The sequence below is a fragment of the Candidatus Kuenenia sp. genome, assembly GCF_039794105.1.
Taxonomy (GTDB): Bacteria; Planctomycetota; Brocadiia; order Brocadiales; family Brocadiaceae; genus Kuenenia.
Genome location: NZ_JBDIWA010000033.1, coordinates 1 through 18,521, shown reverse-complemented (window position 1 = coordinate 18,521; position 18,521 = coordinate 1). Strand labels below are relative to the sequence as shown.

The window sequence follows — 18,521 nt, the reverse complement described above, 5'->3', positions numbered from 1 at the left end:
TGAGGATGAAAGCTGCGCGCGCAACTCCTATAGTTCGGTGTTTTTGCGAAAAATTCTACCAGTGCTTCTTGCTGAATTGTCAAGAAAAACAGCGCCTCAGAACATTATTTTTTTCTAATTTTTTCTGATACCAGTATTACGCAATTTCTTAACCGGATAATCCTGGTTTTTATAATACCTTTTCTTTCTTTTAAAAATTTTATTCCATGATATACAGACGTCCCATAAAGTGCTTGATAAATAGGCATAAGAAAAAAACTTTTAGACGGAAGATAATGATAATTAAACTTTTTAAAAATAATTAAATATGTAATAAAACGCTTACATGGTGACTTAATTTTCCTGGCTTTCAGATAATTTAGCATAGAGAAGAATCGCATCCCTTCTTTCCGGATTATCTTTTTACTTTTCTCCGGAACTAACTCACACATCAAATCCAGCAACATTAGTGAATCTTCACACCAATCAATAATTTTTGCCTTAAATGCCATTTCACCAGTATGTTTACGAAAACTAGCTTTAATATCTTGCACATCCACTCTGCCAAACTTTGACACTAATTGTACCATCGCAAATACATCCTGAAAAAGATTCTTTTTTGATTGAAATCCTCCAACCTCTTTTAATTTTACAGTATTAAATAATGTGCTACAAATATATAAGGCTGTCTTATTTGCAAACCATACTCTAAAAAATTCCTCGACAGAAAGTCCTCCAGCCACATTGAGATGCTCATGTATTATTGTCCCTTGGGAGTCAATTATACGGGTTCCTGTTCGTATAATGCCGACATTAATATTGTAGTCAACACCATTCATACACTTTTCTATAAAATCGCTATCAATCAAGTCGTCATCCATGAGAAACAAAAAATATACACCTTTTGCCTGCTCAAGGCAAAAATTGAAATTATTATTTGCTCCAATATTTTTTTCCTGTCTGAAATATCGTATACGTGGGTCATTAAAATCTTTTACAACCGCTTCAGTATTATCAGTAGAGCAATTGTCAGAAACAATAATCTCAATGTTTGAATATGTTTGGTTTATTGCACATTGAATGGCTTGCTTTAGATAATTATCAGCTCTATTATATGTTGGAATTGCAATGGTAATTAAGGGATATGTTGTTTCGTTAATCATCTCTTTGTACACGATTTACTGCCTTTTTTAGAATTTTTTTAAGTGGTGAGCGTATATACGATTTTATAATTGAACAAAAAGTCTTTGTATCATAATGAGGATTTATAGAAACACTTAAAAGTTCTGGCCATAACTTTAATATGAGTTTTTTGTGTAACACATATTTTGGCGGTCTTCTGCATTTTTCTTTTACCGACAACATATTTATGAGTAAATTTCTACAATTATAAGGTGTAAAAATGTCTTTCCAGGCAATATCAAACTCCAACTGACACATAGCAAGCCAGGTACCATGCCCTTGTTCCCACTCAAATAAGTCCAGCACGTCTACGTTATATATTTCACCTAACCCTAAAAGCCAATTTTCAAAATGTTTAATTGCAAATTGATTTTCCCCCATATTTTGCACTTGTGATAGGTCATGTACTGTCACTTTTTTCCAATGAGATCTCGGTAGCCGTGACCTAAAAGGCCACCTTGCAATTTCTGAAATACTTCCTGTTACTGCAACTTTACTTTGACAATAATAGGCTAAAATAGCATGCGCATCAGGTGCATATATGTAATGTGGTAACGTAACATTTTTTTTAAATATATTTATAAATTCATCATTTATAATAAAACTGCTTTTCACAACATCATGCTTCATTCCTAATTTCGAAAGGAGCATAGAAGGTATTATTATATCCGGATAGTTATCAGGCTTATCGATTTGTCTCACTGTTATATAAGAAAGTTTATTACTAATTTCCTTTGAAGCTGCTAATACTAATCTGCTATCCAAACCCGCTGTTAATCCAAACGCTAAGTCGAAACGATTTGATGCGCTTTTCATTAATGCCTTAAGAATTTTTGAACTTTTTTCTAAACCCTCTTCCAGTGATAGATTTTGAAAAGGTTTATCAGGCCAATACCTTTTACACAACCCCGTTTTTAAATTTAAATAGTGATTAGGTAATAAATGTTTTATTTCTTTATACGGTGAACTATCGCATGGAAACCTGAATTCTTTATTTTTTCTGAATTCGTAAGAATTAATGAAATCAACCGCGTCTTTATCCATTTTTAAATTTAATAATTGTGCTATAATGCCCGGTTGCGATGCACACCATAAATCTTTTGTATAATGAGTTTCTGTATAAAATACTTGACGCAAGCCCGTTGCATCATTAAACAATCTTATTTCTTTGGCATCATTTACAATAAGTATCCATCTGCCACCGAAATCATACGTGAGCTCGAAAAAAGTGTCACCATTAGAGAGCTTATGAATCAAACCATTTATTATATCGGAATCGCTAGCCTGTGGATTATCCGGATCCAAAATAAATCCTAATAAAGTTATCGATTTGTTTTCATAAACAGCCTGGTAGGTATTTAAATCCGGATGCACATTTAAATGCATCGAACTATTCATTTTAATCCTTTTCCAGGATGCAAGTTCTTCAATGAAGAATGGTCCTAAAACAAACTGATTATGATATAGCAATTTTTCAAACATTAGATGTTATGTTATTGACGTTACTTCACATGAACTCAAAAATTCAGGCGTATATTTACTGCCGGTTGTTGTGCAAGATTGATTGACCATGCTTTCGATTTTCTTGAATAACGTAAGATTTTCGTTGAAGAACATCTCGTACCACAGGATAAAACTAATAGCCCTCCAGTCTTTCTGGAATTTTGCTTTATTAGATAACTCTATGAATGGGTTATCCGCATGTGATAAGATAAGGTCTATTATCTTTCTACTATTTTCATAAAATGTTTGATACGGAAACGGGAATCCCATTTTTTGTTTTCGCCAAAGGACATCAGATGGCAAATAATCTTCCAATGCCTTGCGCAGAATCCATTTGTGCCACCCATGCCGTATGAGATATGTGACAGGCAGTTGCGTGGCAACTTCGACGACCCGGTAATCAAGGAAAGGGCAACGACCCTCAAATGGCATGCCCATCAATATCTTATCACCTGAACGCAGCCAGTATGGAATCCGTGTATTGGTAATATCACTATATAGCAATTCCGTCAACGTTTCTGTGTTGTATCGCCACTGTGGCATAGAGATGTTACGCAAGTAATGGCGGTTTCTCCGCCTAAACTTACTAGCTTGCGGCACGAGGTACTTAAGGAGATACCGTGGTGGACGAATCAGTGATAGCGCCATGTTTTTAATGCTGTGACGGCGCTCTGACCAATGCAATGCGTTTTCGATAAATTGACGGTAGCAACCATTTTTCAGGTTTTCTCTCTGCGCTTTCGAATAATAATGAGTATAGCCGGCAAACATTTCATCGCCTGCAGCTCCAGTTAGGGTGACTTTGGTTCCCTCGCCGCGCATATGCGACCAGATGTCCTGACTCGTCTGCAAATTGGGGGAGTGGAATGGCTCCTCCTGAAGATATGTAAAGGCAAGGATGTGCTGCCAGAACGTTTGCGAAGGTGGATCAATCACTCTGTAATCGACGTTGTAATGCTTTGCAACTGAGCGGGCAAATGGCTCTTCGTTAGTGCCCGGATCATGAAACCGAACGGTGTAAGTGGTGATTCGTTCCGGATGAATTTGCGCTGTCATAGCCAGAATGGCAGAAGAATCTAATCCTCCGCTCAGTTCGAGCGCTATGGGTACGTCCGCCCGCAAACGAATACGAACTGCTTCCATAAGTGTTTCCCGTACAAGCGTAGCGGCTTCAGAAATTCCAATATCATTTTCACTCATGCGCTTTTCCGGAACTTTCCAGAAGGTTTTAAGCTTATTTGGAAAATTCTCATCAACAATCACCCAGGATGCAGACGGAAGACTGAATATGCCCTCAAAACAAGTCGAAAAGTTCAGATCTCGCAAGCCGGAGGAGCACCAATGCCAGATTGCATCCTGGTTGACCTTTTTGTTTCGAGCGATCTCAGGCACTTTAAGGAGAGATTTGATTTCAGACGCGAAATAGACACGGGAATCGTTCCTGACCCAATATAGCGGCCTCTTACCAATGCGATCCCGGCTGAGGATCAGGCGCTTTTTCCGAAAATCATAGAGAGCCAATGCCCAGAACCCATTAAATCTCGTAAAACATTCAACATCCCAAGCCTTATATGCCTCTAACAGGACTTCGGTATCAGAGTGTGATCGAAAGATAACGCCTCTGCTTTCTAATTCGGCGCGTAACTCTATGTAGTTATATATCTCACCATTGAATACGACGCAACAGGATCGGTCGTTATTAAAAAATGGCTGGTGGCCTGCTGCCGTCAAATCAATGATTGAAAACCGTCGGTGACTCAATCCAATATTTCCGGCAAAGGCAAATGCGGATGTTTTGAAATTGGGATTGAATGCCTGAATGTCGGGCGGGCTATCGGGACCAGCATAGGTTTGGAAGCTTGAAGTCGCCTGGTTAATTAGCACATATCCCTCGTCATCGGGACCACGATGACGGATCACATCAGTCATAGGTTTCAATATTTCAGGATCGATTGCTTTACCACTAAGATCAATTAAACCTGCTATTCCGCACATTATTAACTTTCCCCAAGATTTTTATTTTTAATGAAGCTTATTCAATGTTTTCAACAGAAACCCATCGCTGTGTATTTTCATCCCATGTTTTAATAACCTTAGCGGGAGACCCTACCGCAATACACCTATCTGGCATACTTTTTGTTACAACACTGTTAGCTCCTATAATCGAAAATTCACCAATTGTAACACCGGGTAAAATGACCACATTTTGTCCAATCCAGCAACCTCGCTTAACTCTGATAGGTGCGATTCTGAACATTTTCTGATATTTATAAGGTTCGTTTGCATTTTCATATCCATGGAAACCATCAGTAATGTGTACATTAGATGCGAACATTACGTCATCTTCTATAGAAATTTCACTTAGTGCACCTATCTGTAAATTACCGGTGGCTGTTACCCTGTTACCAATAAAGATTTTCGGATTAAACCACTGGTTAATTTCTTTCTTCTCAGGATGCTGCATAGGGGGAAATGGGTAACCCCTATTTGCAAGAAGTAAAGATCCAGGACCAATATAGATGTGATCGCCAAGAAACATATACTCCGGGTTTACAATCCTTCTTGGCAAATCGATTACCAAATTTTTCGGATTGTTTCCAAATTTTGGCAGGGTCCTATTGGCAATAGCACCATTTGCCTCATAAATTAAGATACCCAATTTTGTAATGAGTTTTCTGATTAATTTCCGGAATAATCTTTTGATGAGCATAGAAAAAACGTAATTATTAACGTTCCCTATCAGCAGAAATGTAAAGAACCGCATCACTATTAAATGGAGGATTGAAAGATTGATTGCCACCCTTAGCTGTAAATGTTCCTGTTGAAACAATCTCTCCTACGCCTGGATTGAACCATTCGTAACGATACTTTCCCTTTGCAAGATTCACAGTAAATAATGTATTAGATTTTGAACCGCCAAATATCTTAAGCTTTTTATAAGGCTTATAGACTAAATATTCAAAACCAGGATTAGCTAAACAATATGTTGTTGACGTCAAGTCATTGCGTGGTGACATATCATTGAGATTCATTTTACTGGCATAGGCAAGAGTGTGTCCCATTGCTTTTCGGGCATCTTCTTTTACTGCATCCGAAGTTGAATCAAGGTCATCGTCCATGTAAATAGGATTATATCCCCTAATGAAGCTCTTCCATACCCATACTCTATCCCCCCCCACACCCCAGAGATGGTCTGTATCAAGAATGATAACCTTGTTGCCATCTGCTACAGGAGGATCAACTTTATACGGATCATTGTCATCCCCCCAAGTGGAAACAGCGGTAGAAATCCATTCGGCAGCGCTATTAAAAACGGCGTTGTTTCCAAGTCCAACATGAGTGGTCATCCCTACCGGATGTTGCTTAGCCTTTGTTTTCTCATAATTATGAATGAAATTAATCATATGATATTGCCATTCAATTGAACCATCATGATCTTCGTTAGATATCTCATATAACACGTTATCCAGATCATTCACCGTATCAATCACTTTTTTTAAATACTTCTCTTGTAATTCCACAATTGAAGAAATTTGCAGTGTGTGAGACTCTAACCCTTTTCCATCTTTGTTCGGATCCCCGTCAATCCCATTTATATTATTATTCACATTGAACGGATGTCCATCCCAGCACCACGAAGAATTCATATAAAACATACCCCATCCCTCAAATAACATGATCGATACATAAATCTCCCTATCTCTGGCTGCAATTACTCGCGACCGTAAACGATCGAAGTATGTCTGATCAAATTGACTCAGATCAAACTTTGGTTTCCCATCTAATGCCAGTCCTGGTCCTGAGCGTTGCCACGGAAATGGAGTAACGAAATAAAAGTATACCTCTTTATTAGCTGTATTTTTTGTTAATTCCCATGTCCAAAGACGCATAAAATTGTGATTATATCGTTGAAGGAAATCCAAATAGCCATTAAAATTGAAGGCAGGTGGAGGGTCTGTTTTACCTTTATCCTTTAGGTTATCCCAATTATGTGAGCCGGTTAAATATATTGCTCTGCCACTGCTATCAGTAAAATACCGCTTGTTACAGGGGTTTTGCCTGAGGGCGCCTAAAGATGAACCACATTCGTAACGTTGTAAAATTCCTTTGCCTGAAAGATCCCCAACACGAAGGTCTATTTCGTTTACTATCCCTTGAAGGTGATAATCAGAAAGTGCTTGTGCCATGACCGTGTTATTTAGGGACATCAATACAAGCAGCACACCAAATACAAATAGAAACGGCAGGATTTTATTTCTCAAAAGCATTTTAGTATTCACCTTTGAATTTCAACATAAATTATAAGTTGAAGCAAAAAATAGTGCAATGCGAGTGGCGATTCTTCAAAAAGAACTCAGACCAGCATAACGCGTCCAAAAACGTGATCATAGAGATTTAAATTTTAATAGCATCATTGTAAAAAATATACTATGAGACCATATAATCATTCCGTAAAGATATTATACTCAAGGGGTTCACAAAATGTGATTTCCGAAATACTATAACTATTTATATTAACAAAACTTAAATGCAGATTGAGAAATCCCTGTTTGTGAACCCTCACAGTATATCAATAACTTTAACGAAGTATTTTTTGGATAATGTTTGCAATACGATGTTTTATCCAGATAGTTCCGGGGACTTTTTTTGCAAATAAAATAACGTATTGGTAAAAATTCTGCCTGAAAAGAATAAGTTTGCTATAAGAAATCCAAACGATACTGTATGTCTGTTTTAAATTAGTTATTGATAAATCGTATCCCAATTGTTTCAGTTCTTTACGCTTGCTAAATGCCGCGGTTATTTTTACCTGTTGAGCAAATGTAAGATTTTTTTTTCATTTGTCTATTTCGTTAATACATTTTTTTGTCATACCAAATTTCATTAGATTTAGAGGTTATAGCTTTTTCACCAAGATGTTCCTTATTTGCCGGGAATATCATCTGGCTGTTCCATTCAAATCCCAGGAATTTACATATCTTTTTTGTCTCTTTCTCAGGATCAATTACCAGGCGCTCATACACTACCGTTAACACTTTATCAGGTGCATTCTTTGATGCAGTAAGCCCTGCATTGATACATCGTTCAGCATATTTTATGCTTGCTGAAATAGTAGCAGTAAATGCAGGAGGGATAAATCCTTTGTTTATTGCACGATTCCGAACCTGTTGCATGGAGAAAACAATAGCCCTGGGGTCTCTTATAACATGTATGAAGTGCGCTTGCGGAAACAGTTTTAACAATTCTGAAAAAACAAGAATATTTTCAGGCGTTTTTTCACTTATAAACTTTGACCTTTGCTTATCTGCCAATGGTAATAATAGATTCTCAATAAAAGAACGTATATATCCATCTACATCCTCACATGAACAAAATAAGTCAATCCATCCACGCGATATAGAACCATGCAATTTTTCTCTCAAGTGTATGATATCCGGAAGATGGAGAAATTCCGGTCCTCCAAAAATATCGGGATGCGAATCTAATATGTTTTGCACCAATGTCGTTCCGGAACGAGGAGATCCGCCAATAAATATTAGTCGTTCGTCTTGATTTAAAGAATACATAATTGTTTTTTATAACAGATGTTCAATCTCCTAAACAGTTTAATCAGTGCACTGTTCATTGCGTATAACCTCCCATCCAAATAGTGGTGTAATAATGCCCATTCGGGTAAGATTCAAAAAATAATTGGTAGAAGAGACTTCAAATGAAAGTATATTTTCATGAGTAACAAAAATATTGTTACTGACAAGTGAATGTTTGTCAGTGAATACTCCAACGGTCAAGAGGTAACGACCAGGCCTTAGTAAGCATCCAGGAACAGTGCAAATTGATAAATACGGTACAGGTTCTCTAACACGCTCCTTCCAATCTGTAGTGTCTGTGTCCCACGAAGTACATATAATGTTGCCCTGTAAATCTGTTATTCGGCATAAAACTGATATTCCTTTTAGTGGCGCACTAATTTCATATCCTATTTCTATTCTGAATGATTTTTGAAAGTCAACCATAGCAACCGGTTTGTCGTCTTTTGATAATATGCGGACAAACTTCATTTGTAACTTACTATTAATATCTGAGATTGGAAGTTTAACCTCGCCCACGCAGTCTTTTATTTGAGACGAGAGATATGATTCAATAACATCGGGAGTCAAGCCAATATGCCTTACTTGTCCGGCATCTACCCAAACAGTACGGCTGCATAGCCGATTGATTGCACTCATATTATGGCTCACGAAGAATATAGTCCGCCCTTCCCCTGCTATATCTTGCATCTTTCCCAGACATTTCTTCTGAAATTCTAAATCCCCTACCGCCAATACCTCATCCACAAGCAATATCTCCGGCTCCAAATGCGCAGCCACTGCAAAGGCAAGTCTTAGATACATGCCACTGGAATAATGCTTTACTGGTGTATCAATAAATTTCTCTACCTCAGAAAAGGCCACGATTTCATTAAAATTTCGATCAATCTCGGCTCGCTTCATGCCCAGTATTGCGCCATTCAGATAAATATTTTCTCTACCCGTCAATTCTTGATGGAAACCGGTACCTACCTCTAACAATGACCCAACTCGACCGTGAATCTCTGCAAAACCCTTAGATGGTTCAGTAATTCGTGAAAGGATCTTTAAAAGCGTACTTTTGCCTGAACCGTTTCGTCCAATTATACCTACAGCTTCACCTCGTTTGACTTCAAAGGATATATCCTTAAGCGCCCATATCGTTTCATCCAATTCGGCAGCGCCTGCGGCCTGTCCCCGCAATAGCTTACCAGCTCTGCGTATGGGAGAAACAAAGGCATCTGTCAATGTCTCTCGTAAGGTTTTATGCTTCCCTTGCCGCCTGCCTATATGAAATTTTTTACTGAGTCCTTCTACTCGTATTGCGATATCATTCATTGAGTTTACTCACAATAAAATATTAAATTCCAATATCGAAATCCTAATTTAATAACCCTTTCTGCAAAATTTAATGCCCTCTCCTCTAAATCATATCGTTTTGAATTTTTGATTTCTGTCATTTGATGTTGTTTAGTATTTAGTACTTTGTATTTAGGGTTTTATTCACTTTTCATAACAAGCACTATACACTGAGCCTTCGGCGCTATACCACATCTGCAAAGTTCTTTTCCATACGCCGGAAATAGAGAGCGCCGCTGAGAAGAAGCAGGCATGCAACAAACGAAGAAACTATAATACTTGGTCCAAAAACCAGAGGCGTTCCCAACAATGCCCAACGAAAACCCTCCACTACCCCCACCATGGGATTAATACTATATATGGTTCGCCACGGTTCTGATAACAGGCTACCGGGATAGACAATGGGCGTTGAAAACATCCAGAGTTGCGTAAGAAAAGGCATAATGTAACGCACATCGCGAAATTCTACATTGAGGGCAGAAAACCAGAGAGACGCACCAAGAGAAGTAACAAGCGCAAGCAGTAAAAAAAGGGGTAACCAGAATACGTTTATTGTCGGTGTAAAACCAAAATAGAACATTAACCCGATCAGCATAATAAACGATAACATAAAATCCACCACGCCGGACAAAACAGTCGCAATGGGTATTGCCAGTCGGGGGAAATAGACCTTCTTAATGAGGTTGGCGCTCCCTACCAGACTGTTTGACGCCTGATTCAGCCCGTTAGCAAAGAATGTCCATGGCACCAGCGCAGCAAAACTGAAGATGGGATAGGGGACGCCATCAGACGGCATCCTGGCTAAACGCCCAAAAAAGAGACTAAATACTACCATAGTGAAAAACGGTTGGATAAGTGCCCAGGCTACCCCTAATACCGTTTGTTTGTAACGCACCTTAACATCTCGCCATACGAGAAAGTACAGGAGTTCCCGATACGCCCACAGTTCTTTGAGCTTAAGGGAAACCCAACCCTTTGAAGGTTCAATCCGAATCACTAATGGATTAGATGGTACAGTTGAAACACCCAGATTTTGATTACTATTTTGTTTCATAATAGTGCTATCTTCCTCATTGGTAGTTTTAGATGAGATTAAAACTAACTTTTCAATGTTGCCTTCAACAACAACAGCTTTCCGTGCTTCAAATGTAAAGTTTCTTAATCGGGACCAAAAATTGAAAAACAAACAGAATTTCGTTGTTAATAAAGCACGCCTACTTTTATTCATATTTTAGAAAAGGCCTTATATGGATATCTGTAACTTCTGCGCTTCGAGGTAATGTAAGTGCATTTATGACCACTTCGCCTACATCTTCTGGCTGCATAAATCTTTCAGGGTTATATGGTTTACCTTCCATCTTACAGATAGATGCCTGCATGGGAGTGGCAGTTCTCCCGGGATAAATACTCAGAACACGAATACCGGAGGCATTTACTTCAGCACGTAAACTATCCGCGATAGCTTTTAGCGCATGTTTTGTTGCAGCATACTGACCTACATTTGCCCTTGCGCTTAAACCAACACTGGAATTTATAAATACTATCTGCCCACGACGTGATTTAATCATAGGCAACAATGTCTGAGTAAGTAAGTAAGGAACACGAACATTGGTTTTATATTGCCAATCAAGGTCTTCAATAGAAGCACATTCAAGCGAACCCATCGAAAAAACACCGGCACAGTGGATAAGTATATCAACATATCCAAAATCTCGTTGAAGATATGTCTTTAGCTTTTGAATGTTATCCTCCCTGGTCAAATCAACCTGATAGCTCTTAATGTTAGGCGCAATCACCCTGGCACTCTCAGCAACAATCTCAAGGGTTTTCAAATTACGACCTACAATACAAAGTGCGGCTTCCTGCGCTGCAAGACCTAAAGCAATAGCCTTGCCAATACCACCACTTGCTCCTGTTACAACCGCAATTTGATCTCTCAGTTTGGACATAAATTAATTTATAACCAGGCATAATATTAAAAAATGATATTACTACAAAGAAACGATGTAACTATTCGTAAAAAATATGGAATATTGCCATTTATACGCTTCGTGTTTCAATCTTTTTATTTTAAAAATACTACTCTGGACATTCTTTCAATAAATCATGCTTAAGTAATATATTGGCAACATCTTTGATTAGCGCAAATTCAATTCCAGATTGATCAGAAATGTATAATAATGTATTATTCCCGTCAGACAAATTCAGCACCCAGAGTAGGGCAAGTTCCTTTATCTTCTTATCTTTCTGACCTCCCATCATCTGATATAATCCTCTTTTACCCAGTTGCGGTTCGCATTTCGGATTTAGATTTATGTATTTTTTATTATTTTCTAAAATGTCGAAAACTGATAGTGCTATTGAAAATGAATCTGCAAGGTATTCGGGTCGAACAAGGACTAGATTATCTGCTGAGGTATGATATTCCTGATAATAACCGTGTGGCGTCTTCATTAAACAGCCTACTGCAAGATTAAACCCTGGTGAGCAGTATTGCCGCTCATCATAGCCAAATGGAATAAAATCAATTATTTTATAATCATTTCCTGAATTCCTCAGAACATTTATAACGGCCCGATCTATCTCTGCATTGCCCTGACGGCTCTTCTTATAGGTAAACTTCCCGGAATCTCCAAGGCATGCAGCAACCAGACCATGCTTTATCTTTGAAATATTTGACTCGTTCAGACAAAGCCAGGTTATAGAACCAATCGTTCCCGGAATGAATAGAAATCGGTAAGAATATTTCAGCGATTTTTGGCTGAGGTGTTTTGCAAGAAAGACTGCGAGAACAATGCCTGAGAGGTTATCATTACAGAGTGACGGATGACAAACATGGGCGGATATTAACACTTCCTCTTTTTTCTCGCCCTTAATATAATATTCACCATATGTTAAACAACCATTTTCAAGCGATGAATCAATAAACACCTCATATTCGTCTTCTTTGAGATCTATGAATTGATTATGACTTATACAAAATCCCCAAATTTCTTTGTAATATGAAGTCCTGTAAGGAATCCAATCAGGATATTCTGGTAGTGTAAAAAGATGTTCCTTTAATTCCCCCAAAGAAATCTTTTTCTTAACAGGCACACTATAATTAAGAACGTGTAAATTATTTTCCATGAAGTCGATTATTTTTTTACCTTTTGAGTTTTTAACATAGGCCTCAGTTATATTCCATTCTTTTGGAACCGTCCAATCAAATACCTGCGTTCCGCTTGGAACCTCATGGACTGTTACCGGAATATGTTTTTTTATAATATTTAAAGTTTCCCGAACGCCATTTCCTGTAATACTTCTGCATATTGGGAATAACTCAGTCATTAACTGATACATTTCTCCGCCAACTTCGTTGTAATTAATAGTCATCTGGTTTTATCCTTTGCCACCCAATTATCATATGATTTATCTTTATCCGATATGATCTTATCATGAATCGGCCATTGCACAGCGAACATAGGGTCATCCCACCTGATACCCCTTGCACTTTCAGGATGATAAAACTCAGACATCTGATAAAAAACCAATGTATCATCCTCTAATGTCTGAAAACCGTGGGCAAAACTCTCAGGAACATAAAGCATTTTAAAGTAGGCCGTGCGCGGTAAGCCGTGAGCAGTAAGTTTAAACGCCATCCACTGACCATAAGTAAGAGAATCTGACCGCATATCTATAATGACATCATATATTGATCCCCTTATGCAACTTATCAGTTTAGCCTCTTCATGAGGTGCTATCTGATAATGCATCCCACGGAGTGTCCCCTTCTTTTTATTATAAGAGATATTGCACTGTACAAGATTAGGGTTAAGCCCGTGAGACTCAAATTCTTTACGGCAAAAGGTTCGGGCAAAAAAACCCCGTTCCTCTTCTATTCTTTCGATCTCTATAATGTATGCGCCTTTTAGTTTAGTTTCTGTGAAAATCATTTTTTGTAAAAAGTAAGCAGATTACGGTTCACTGCTCACCCTTTTTATTTCTAATGGATTTCCTCAACCCATTCGTAAGGGCAAGACAGTTGTCTAAGGTTTCAGAAGTTAATCCGTATATTTCTTCTCTTTAAAAATTCATAGTTACATGCTAAATAACAACTACTAAATCCATTGCTTTCTGCCATGCAGTTAGATTTTTATGCAGGTTTCTTGCTGTGAACTGCTCACTGTTCACAGTACTTCTACCTCTGGAATAAAAACGACAAATCGACCGCCCCAGTCCCTTATATAAGACATTTGTTCCATAATTTCTTCTTTAAGGTTCCAAGGAAGGATCAGTAAATAATCAGGCTTTGTTTCATTGATTTTGTCAGGGTTGTAAATTGGTATGTGAGTTCCTGGCAAGTAATAGCCTTGTTTATGAGGACTACGGTCCACGGTATAGTCAATAAAATCTGTACGAATACCGCAGTAATTAAGAAGCGTGTTGCCCTTGGCAGGGGCACCATATCCGACAATGGATTTTCCGTTCCGCCTGGACTCAATTAAAAAAGCAAGAATCTTTCTTTTTGTTTCTTTCACCTTTTCAGAAAATGAAAAATAGTGCTCAAGGTGCGCATATCCCAAAGATTCCTCTTTGTTCTTAAGATCGGTAACCTTCCTATCAATCGGTTTGGAAGCATCTTTTGTATGCCGGGCATAGATGCGTAAAGAACCGCCATGTGTAGGGAGTTCATTCACATCGAAGAGGGTCAACCCATGACTTGCAAAGATATTGTCTACAGTAATAAGTGAAAAATATGAAAAGTGTTCGTGATAAATTGTATCGAACTGGTTTCCATCTATAAGCCGCATCAGATGAGGAAACTCCATGGTGATAACGCCATTGGGCTTTAAAATTATTTTCAATCCCTTTACAAAATCATTGAGATCGGGCACATGAGCTAAGACGTTGTTTCCTAACAAAAGATCAGCATATTTGCCTTCACTGGCCAATTTTCCGGCTGTTTGAGTTCCAAAAAATTCGCTAATAGTGGGAATTCCTTTATCCTGAGCTGCTCTCGCCACATTTTTCGCAGGTTCAATACCCAGTACAGGAATACCTCTGTCTTTAAAATACCGAAGGAGATATCCATCATTGCTGGCAATCTCAATAACCCGGCTTTGAGAGTTAATACCGAAACGCTCTATCATAAGGCCGGTATATGTCTTTGCGTGTTTAAGCCAGCTTTCGGAATAGGATGAAAAATAGGCGTACTCGCTAAAAATATTTTCAGGAGACTCAAATACTGGTAGCTGAACCAAATAACAACCCTCGCAAACGTAGGCATGTAATGGATAGAAAGTCTCCGGCTGCTGGAGCTGTTCAGCGCTCAGATACGAATTCGACAGCGGCGATAGCCCTAAATCTAAAAAAGAATGGTGTAATGGTGTTTTGCAAAAACGGCATTTTAACGAATTCATGTTCCCTCACTTTTCTCGTAGCGTACAATCTCTGCTTCCGTAAGATTTCGCATGTTCTTTTTTTGCTGATAACCACGATACCATGCCACAATCCACTGAAGCGTTGTTGAAAGATCAAGTCTGGACTCCCATCCAAGCAAGTTTTGTGCTTTAGAGCAATCCAGCTTAAGGTGACTGGCCTCATGTAGTTGCTGAGTTGAGCCTAACTCCCAGCGGGCATCTTCTCCCCATTGTTCGGATAAAGATTCAATTATCCAGGAGACCGGCCGAACATCTTCACCTTTTGGCCCGAAATTCCAGGCTTCGGCAAAACCACTCCCATGCAACCACAAACGTTCCGCAAGGCCTAAATATCCCCGTAACGGTTCCAGTACATATTGCCATGGACGGATTGAGTTTGGATTGCGTATTTTTACAATACGTTTATCCATAAATGCTTTCATGATATCAGGAATGAGTCTATCCTCCGACCAATCTCCCCCCCCTATCACATTACCAGCCCTGACACTTGACACTGCCACACCGTGAACCTTATAGTCCTTCACTGGAAAAAATGAACTCCGGTAAGCTGATGTTACTAACTCAGCACACCCTTTGCTGCTTGAATATGGGTCGTGCCCACCCATAGGGTCATTTTCTCTATAGCCCCATAACCATTCCTTGTTTTCATAGCATTTATCGCTTGTAACAATTACAACAACTTTTACACATTTAATCTGACGCACCGCATCTAAAATATTTACCGTTCCCATAACATTGGTAGCATACGTTTCTACCGGATTACTATACGAATAACGCACGAGCGATTGTGCTGCCATATGAATAATTATTTCCGGCTGATACTTTGAAACTGTCTTGGTCACCTGTTCAATGTCACGGATATCACCTGCTATAGATTCCATACCAGCAGAAACATTTGCTACCTCGAACATATTTGGTTTTGTTGCGGGCGGCAATGAATACCCTATAACATTAGCGCCCATATTTTGCAACCATAGCGATAACCAGCTTCCTTTAAAACCGGTATGTCCGGTGATTAATACTTTTTTGTTTTTCCAAAAGGTTTTATTTATTACCATACTTTCCAGGGGGCTTTACCCGAGTTCCATAATTCTTCCAAAAAATTTTTTTCCTTTAAAGTGTCCATACATGACCAAAAACCTGAATGACGGTAGCCAAATAATTGCCCTTCACTGGCAAGACGTTCCATAGGACTACGTTCCCAGATTGTTTCGTCGTTCTCAATATAATCGAAAACTTTGGCATTAAGAACACAATAGCCACCGTTAATCCAACCTTCAGCATGCTCCGGCTTCTCATGAAATGTGGTAATTTGGTTACCTTCAAACGCAATTCTGCCAAAACGTTCGGGGGTATGCACACTCGTAATAGTGGCTAACTTTTTGTGTGAATAGTGAAACTTTAATAGGGCATTAATATCAATATCAGCTACACCGTCACCATAGGTAAACAGAAATGTTTCTTCTTTCTCCAGCCAACTTTTAAGCCTCTTGAGACGTCCGCCAGTTTGTGTATATAACCCCGTATCAACAATATGAATTTTCCATTTAGGATGATTCCCGTTGTTGTGAATAATAGTATTTCCCGTATTTAAATCAACCGTAACATCATTATTGATAGCATAAAAGTTGAGAAAATACTCTTTGAGCACCTCTACTTTATAACCTGCCGCAATAATAAACTCGTTTATACCATAAACACTGTAGATATTCATGATATGCCACAATATGGGTTTACCGCCAATCTCTATCATGGGCTTAGGTCGTGAAACCGTTTCTTCTGACAACCGGGTACCAAATCCTCCTGCAAGAATAACTGCTTTCATGCGATTGATTCCTTTTGATAGTATTTTATGCGTCGGTCCTTTGCCACGAAAGTAAAATATCTTTGCACAGTGTGGTTAGTCGACGCATTACCATAAATTAGGTTGCCTTGGGCAACTACTTTTAAGATCTCCTCTAAAAAGAGGAGATTAATGGGTGTGTAGATACGCCTTTGACACACCCCCAGCCCTCTTTTAGAGGGGAAACTTTGATTTGGAATTTTTCAAAAAATTAAATTGTTACCATAAATCACAATTGTCTTGCGCAGGTGTATGATGTTTTATTGCTAGCAAACCAAAGACCAAAAAATCCGTATCGGATATTCTGATTCCATTGCTAACCACTTAAAATGTGGGAGTATAAATACAAATTTAGAATAAGAAAATAAAATTCTCCGCTATTTCGCCTGACCCCCATACAGATATCCTGAAAAAACTACCGTACGCTTTATAGAGAGTACATCCGGCAAAATAATGGATAATCATCATGAAAAATAATACAGCACATAAACAAGGCAAGCTTAAGAGAAATGGTTTCAGAAAAGTATTCTTATGCAGAATTTGCGCGATTGTATACAATGCCACGAAGTAAATGGTATACTGATATGCATGGTTATTGGAGAATATTTCATCTCCACAATGCCTAAGTAAAGATAATATTATTATTTAGGTTTACAATGTAATAATTTGTGTAACAACAAATTTTGCTCATTATTTTTAACGCATGATTTGCGAGATTACAGATTTCTTCGAAATGAATTGAGACTGTAAGGTATGGCGAGCTTGGGGAAAAATATCTTCATTCCTTTCTGATGTTCAGGATGATACGGATGATGCGGATGATGCGTAACGGAACCTTTCGTAACAGAAAATATCAGAGGATGGTCAACCCCTTGGTCCATGCCGTCCGGCTTACTGTTGGACAATTCTTTTGCCGTACAAATCAACCAGAATCAAACCGATAAATACTCAAACTTCAATGAAAAGGTTTTCCTTTAGCTATTTTTAACGCAAGATTTGCGTGGTTGCGGATTTTCTCGAAATGAATTGATATAATAAGGTAAGAGTAAGCCTGAGAAAAACTATAATGGACTGGATTTTTCAGACCAGTCATCCTGTTACATTCGCAACACCCAGAAACGATGAAAATGGTTTTATAGCCATATCATATTGTCGTACCTGTACTTGAGCTATTTTTTGTAGTCTTATTTTCGAGACAAGTTTCAAAACCTGTCTTTTACCGCTTTAAAATAAAAGAAACAACCCTGACAGAGTTAAAAACACTGTCAGGGTTAATCAAACAAGATGCTTGTGATACACAATACCTATAAGCCGGCAGGCAGGTGCTAATATTTACAAAAAATCGGTGATGCACCCGTAGAAATATGAGAAATGTAAGTAGAAATGTATGCCATTTTCAAACATATACATCTTCCTTGGATACAACAATTTTATCCTTATGCCCCTTTCCCATAAAACTCAGACCCCCCCCATACCAACGGCGTTAAAGGTGGAAATGATCCGGCATTACTGGCCTGACTTGTTGCGAACTCACCGTTGGCGGCGTAGTGTCAAACACTATGTCGTTATTAAACAATGACAATACTTCCTCTACATTTAATGCCTGATTATAGATGCGGACTTCATCTATACTTCCACGGAAAAATCCCCAATTGGTATACCTTG

General features: G+C 38.5%; 15 protein-coding genes and 1 pseudogene. All 16 read right to left on the bottom strand.

Features of this window, described 5'->3' with window-relative positions:
- Positions 1-104: 104 nt before the first annotated feature.
- Positions 105-1,142, bottom strand: coding sequence for a glycosyltransferase family 2 protein (locus ABJL82_RS13475; RefSeq protein WP_347275217.1), 1,038 nt, complete (start codon positions 1,140-1,142; stop codon positions 105-107).
- Entirely contained in the window at positions 1,135-2,643 is a 1,509-nt protein-coding gene (locus ABJL82_RS13470; RefSeq protein ID WP_347275216.1) for a hypothetical protein, read from the bottom strand. The genes ABJL82_RS13475 and ABJL82_RS13470 overlap by 8 nt, the downstream gene beginning before the upstream one ends.
- 6 nt (positions 2,644-2,649) lie before the next feature.
- Positions 2,650-4,659: an asparagine synthase (glutamine-hydrolyzing) gene (gene asnB / locus ABJL82_RS13465; protein ID WP_347275215.1), complete on the bottom strand. Its 2,010-nt coding sequence runs from the start codon at positions 4,657-4,659 to the stop codon at positions 2,650-2,652.
- Positions 4,660-4,696: 37 nt separating this feature from the next.
- The gene (locus ABJL82_RS13460) at positions 4,697-5,374 is read right to left on the bottom strand and encodes an acyltransferase (protein ID WP_347275214.1); all 678 of its coding nucleotides are present in this window, start codon (positions 5,372-5,374) and stop codon (positions 4,697-4,699) included.
- 16 nt (positions 5,375-5,390) lie between these two features.
- The gene (locus tag ABJL82_RS13455; RefSeq protein ID WP_347275213.1) at positions 5,391-6,932 is read right to left on the bottom strand and encodes a DUF6298 domain-containing protein; all 1,542 of its coding nucleotides are present in this window, start codon (positions 6,930-6,932) and stop codon (positions 5,391-5,393) included.
- Between the two features lie 585 nt (positions 6,933-7,517).
- Positions 7,518-8,231 (bottom strand): sulfotransferase, encoded by a 714-nt coding sequence (locus ABJL82_RS13450; RefSeq protein ID WP_347275212.1) that lies wholly within the window; start codon positions 8,229-8,231, stop codon positions 7,518-7,520.
- A gap of 39 nt (positions 8,232-8,270) precedes the next feature.
- Positions 8,271-9,569 carry an ABC transporter ATP-binding protein gene (locus ABJL82_RS13445; protein ID WP_347275211.1) on the bottom strand — a complete coding sequence of 433 codons (1,299 nt, stop codon included), beginning with the start codon at positions 9,567-9,569 and terminating at the stop codon, positions 8,271-8,273.
- Positions 9,570-9,774: 205 nt separating this feature from the next.
- A complete protein-coding gene (locus ABJL82_RS13440; RefSeq protein ID WP_347275210.1) occupies positions 9,775-10,644 on the bottom strand; it encodes an ABC transporter permease in 870 nt (289 codons plus the stop codon).
- Positions 10,645-10,810: 166 nt separating this feature from the next.
- Entirely contained in the window at positions 10,811-11,539 is a 729-nt protein-coding gene (locus ABJL82_RS13435) for an SDR family NAD(P)-dependent oxidoreductase (protein WP_347275209.1), read from the bottom strand.
- A 130-nt stretch (positions 11,540-11,669) separates the two neighbouring features.
- Positions 11,670-12,965, bottom strand: coding sequence for a DUF4910 domain-containing protein (locus ABJL82_RS13430; protein WP_347275208.1), 1,296 nt, complete (start codon positions 12,963-12,965; stop codon positions 11,670-11,672).
- Positions 12,962-13,525, bottom strand: a complete 564-nt coding sequence (rfbC, locus tag ABJL82_RS13425; protein WP_347275207.1) for a dTDP-4-dehydrorhamnose 3,5-epimerase — start codon at positions 13,523-13,525, stop codon at positions 12,962-12,964. The genes ABJL82_RS13430 and rfbC overlap by 4 nt, the downstream gene beginning before the upstream one ends.
- Positions 13,526-13,759: 234 nt before the next feature.
- A complete protein-coding gene (locus ABJL82_RS13420; protein WP_347275206.1) occupies positions 13,760-14,992 on the bottom strand; it encodes a class I SAM-dependent methyltransferase in 1,233 nt (410 codons plus the stop codon).
- Complete coding sequence (gene rfbG, locus ABJL82_RS13415; protein WP_347275205.1) at positions 14,989-16,071, bottom strand: CDP-glucose 4,6-dehydratase; 1,083 nt, start codon at positions 16,069-16,071, stop codon at positions 14,989-14,991. The genes ABJL82_RS13420 and rfbG overlap by 4 nt, the downstream gene beginning before the upstream one ends.
- Complete coding sequence (gene rfbF, locus ABJL82_RS13410) at positions 16,065-16,838, bottom strand: glucose-1-phosphate cytidylyltransferase (protein ID WP_347275204.1); 774 nt, start codon at positions 16,836-16,838, stop codon at positions 16,065-16,067. The genes rfbG and rfbF overlap by 7 nt, the downstream gene beginning before the upstream one ends.
- A gap of 734 nt (positions 16,839-17,572) precedes the next feature.
- Positions 17,573-17,737: a hypothetical protein gene (locus ABJL82_RS13405; RefSeq protein WP_347275203.1), complete on the bottom strand. Its 165-nt coding sequence runs from the start codon at positions 17,735-17,737 to the stop codon at positions 17,573-17,575.
- A gap of 602 nt (positions 17,738-18,339) precedes the next feature.
- Positions 18,340-18,521: pseudogene (locus ABJL82_RS13400) on the bottom strand (hypothetical protein); the annotation flags it as partial.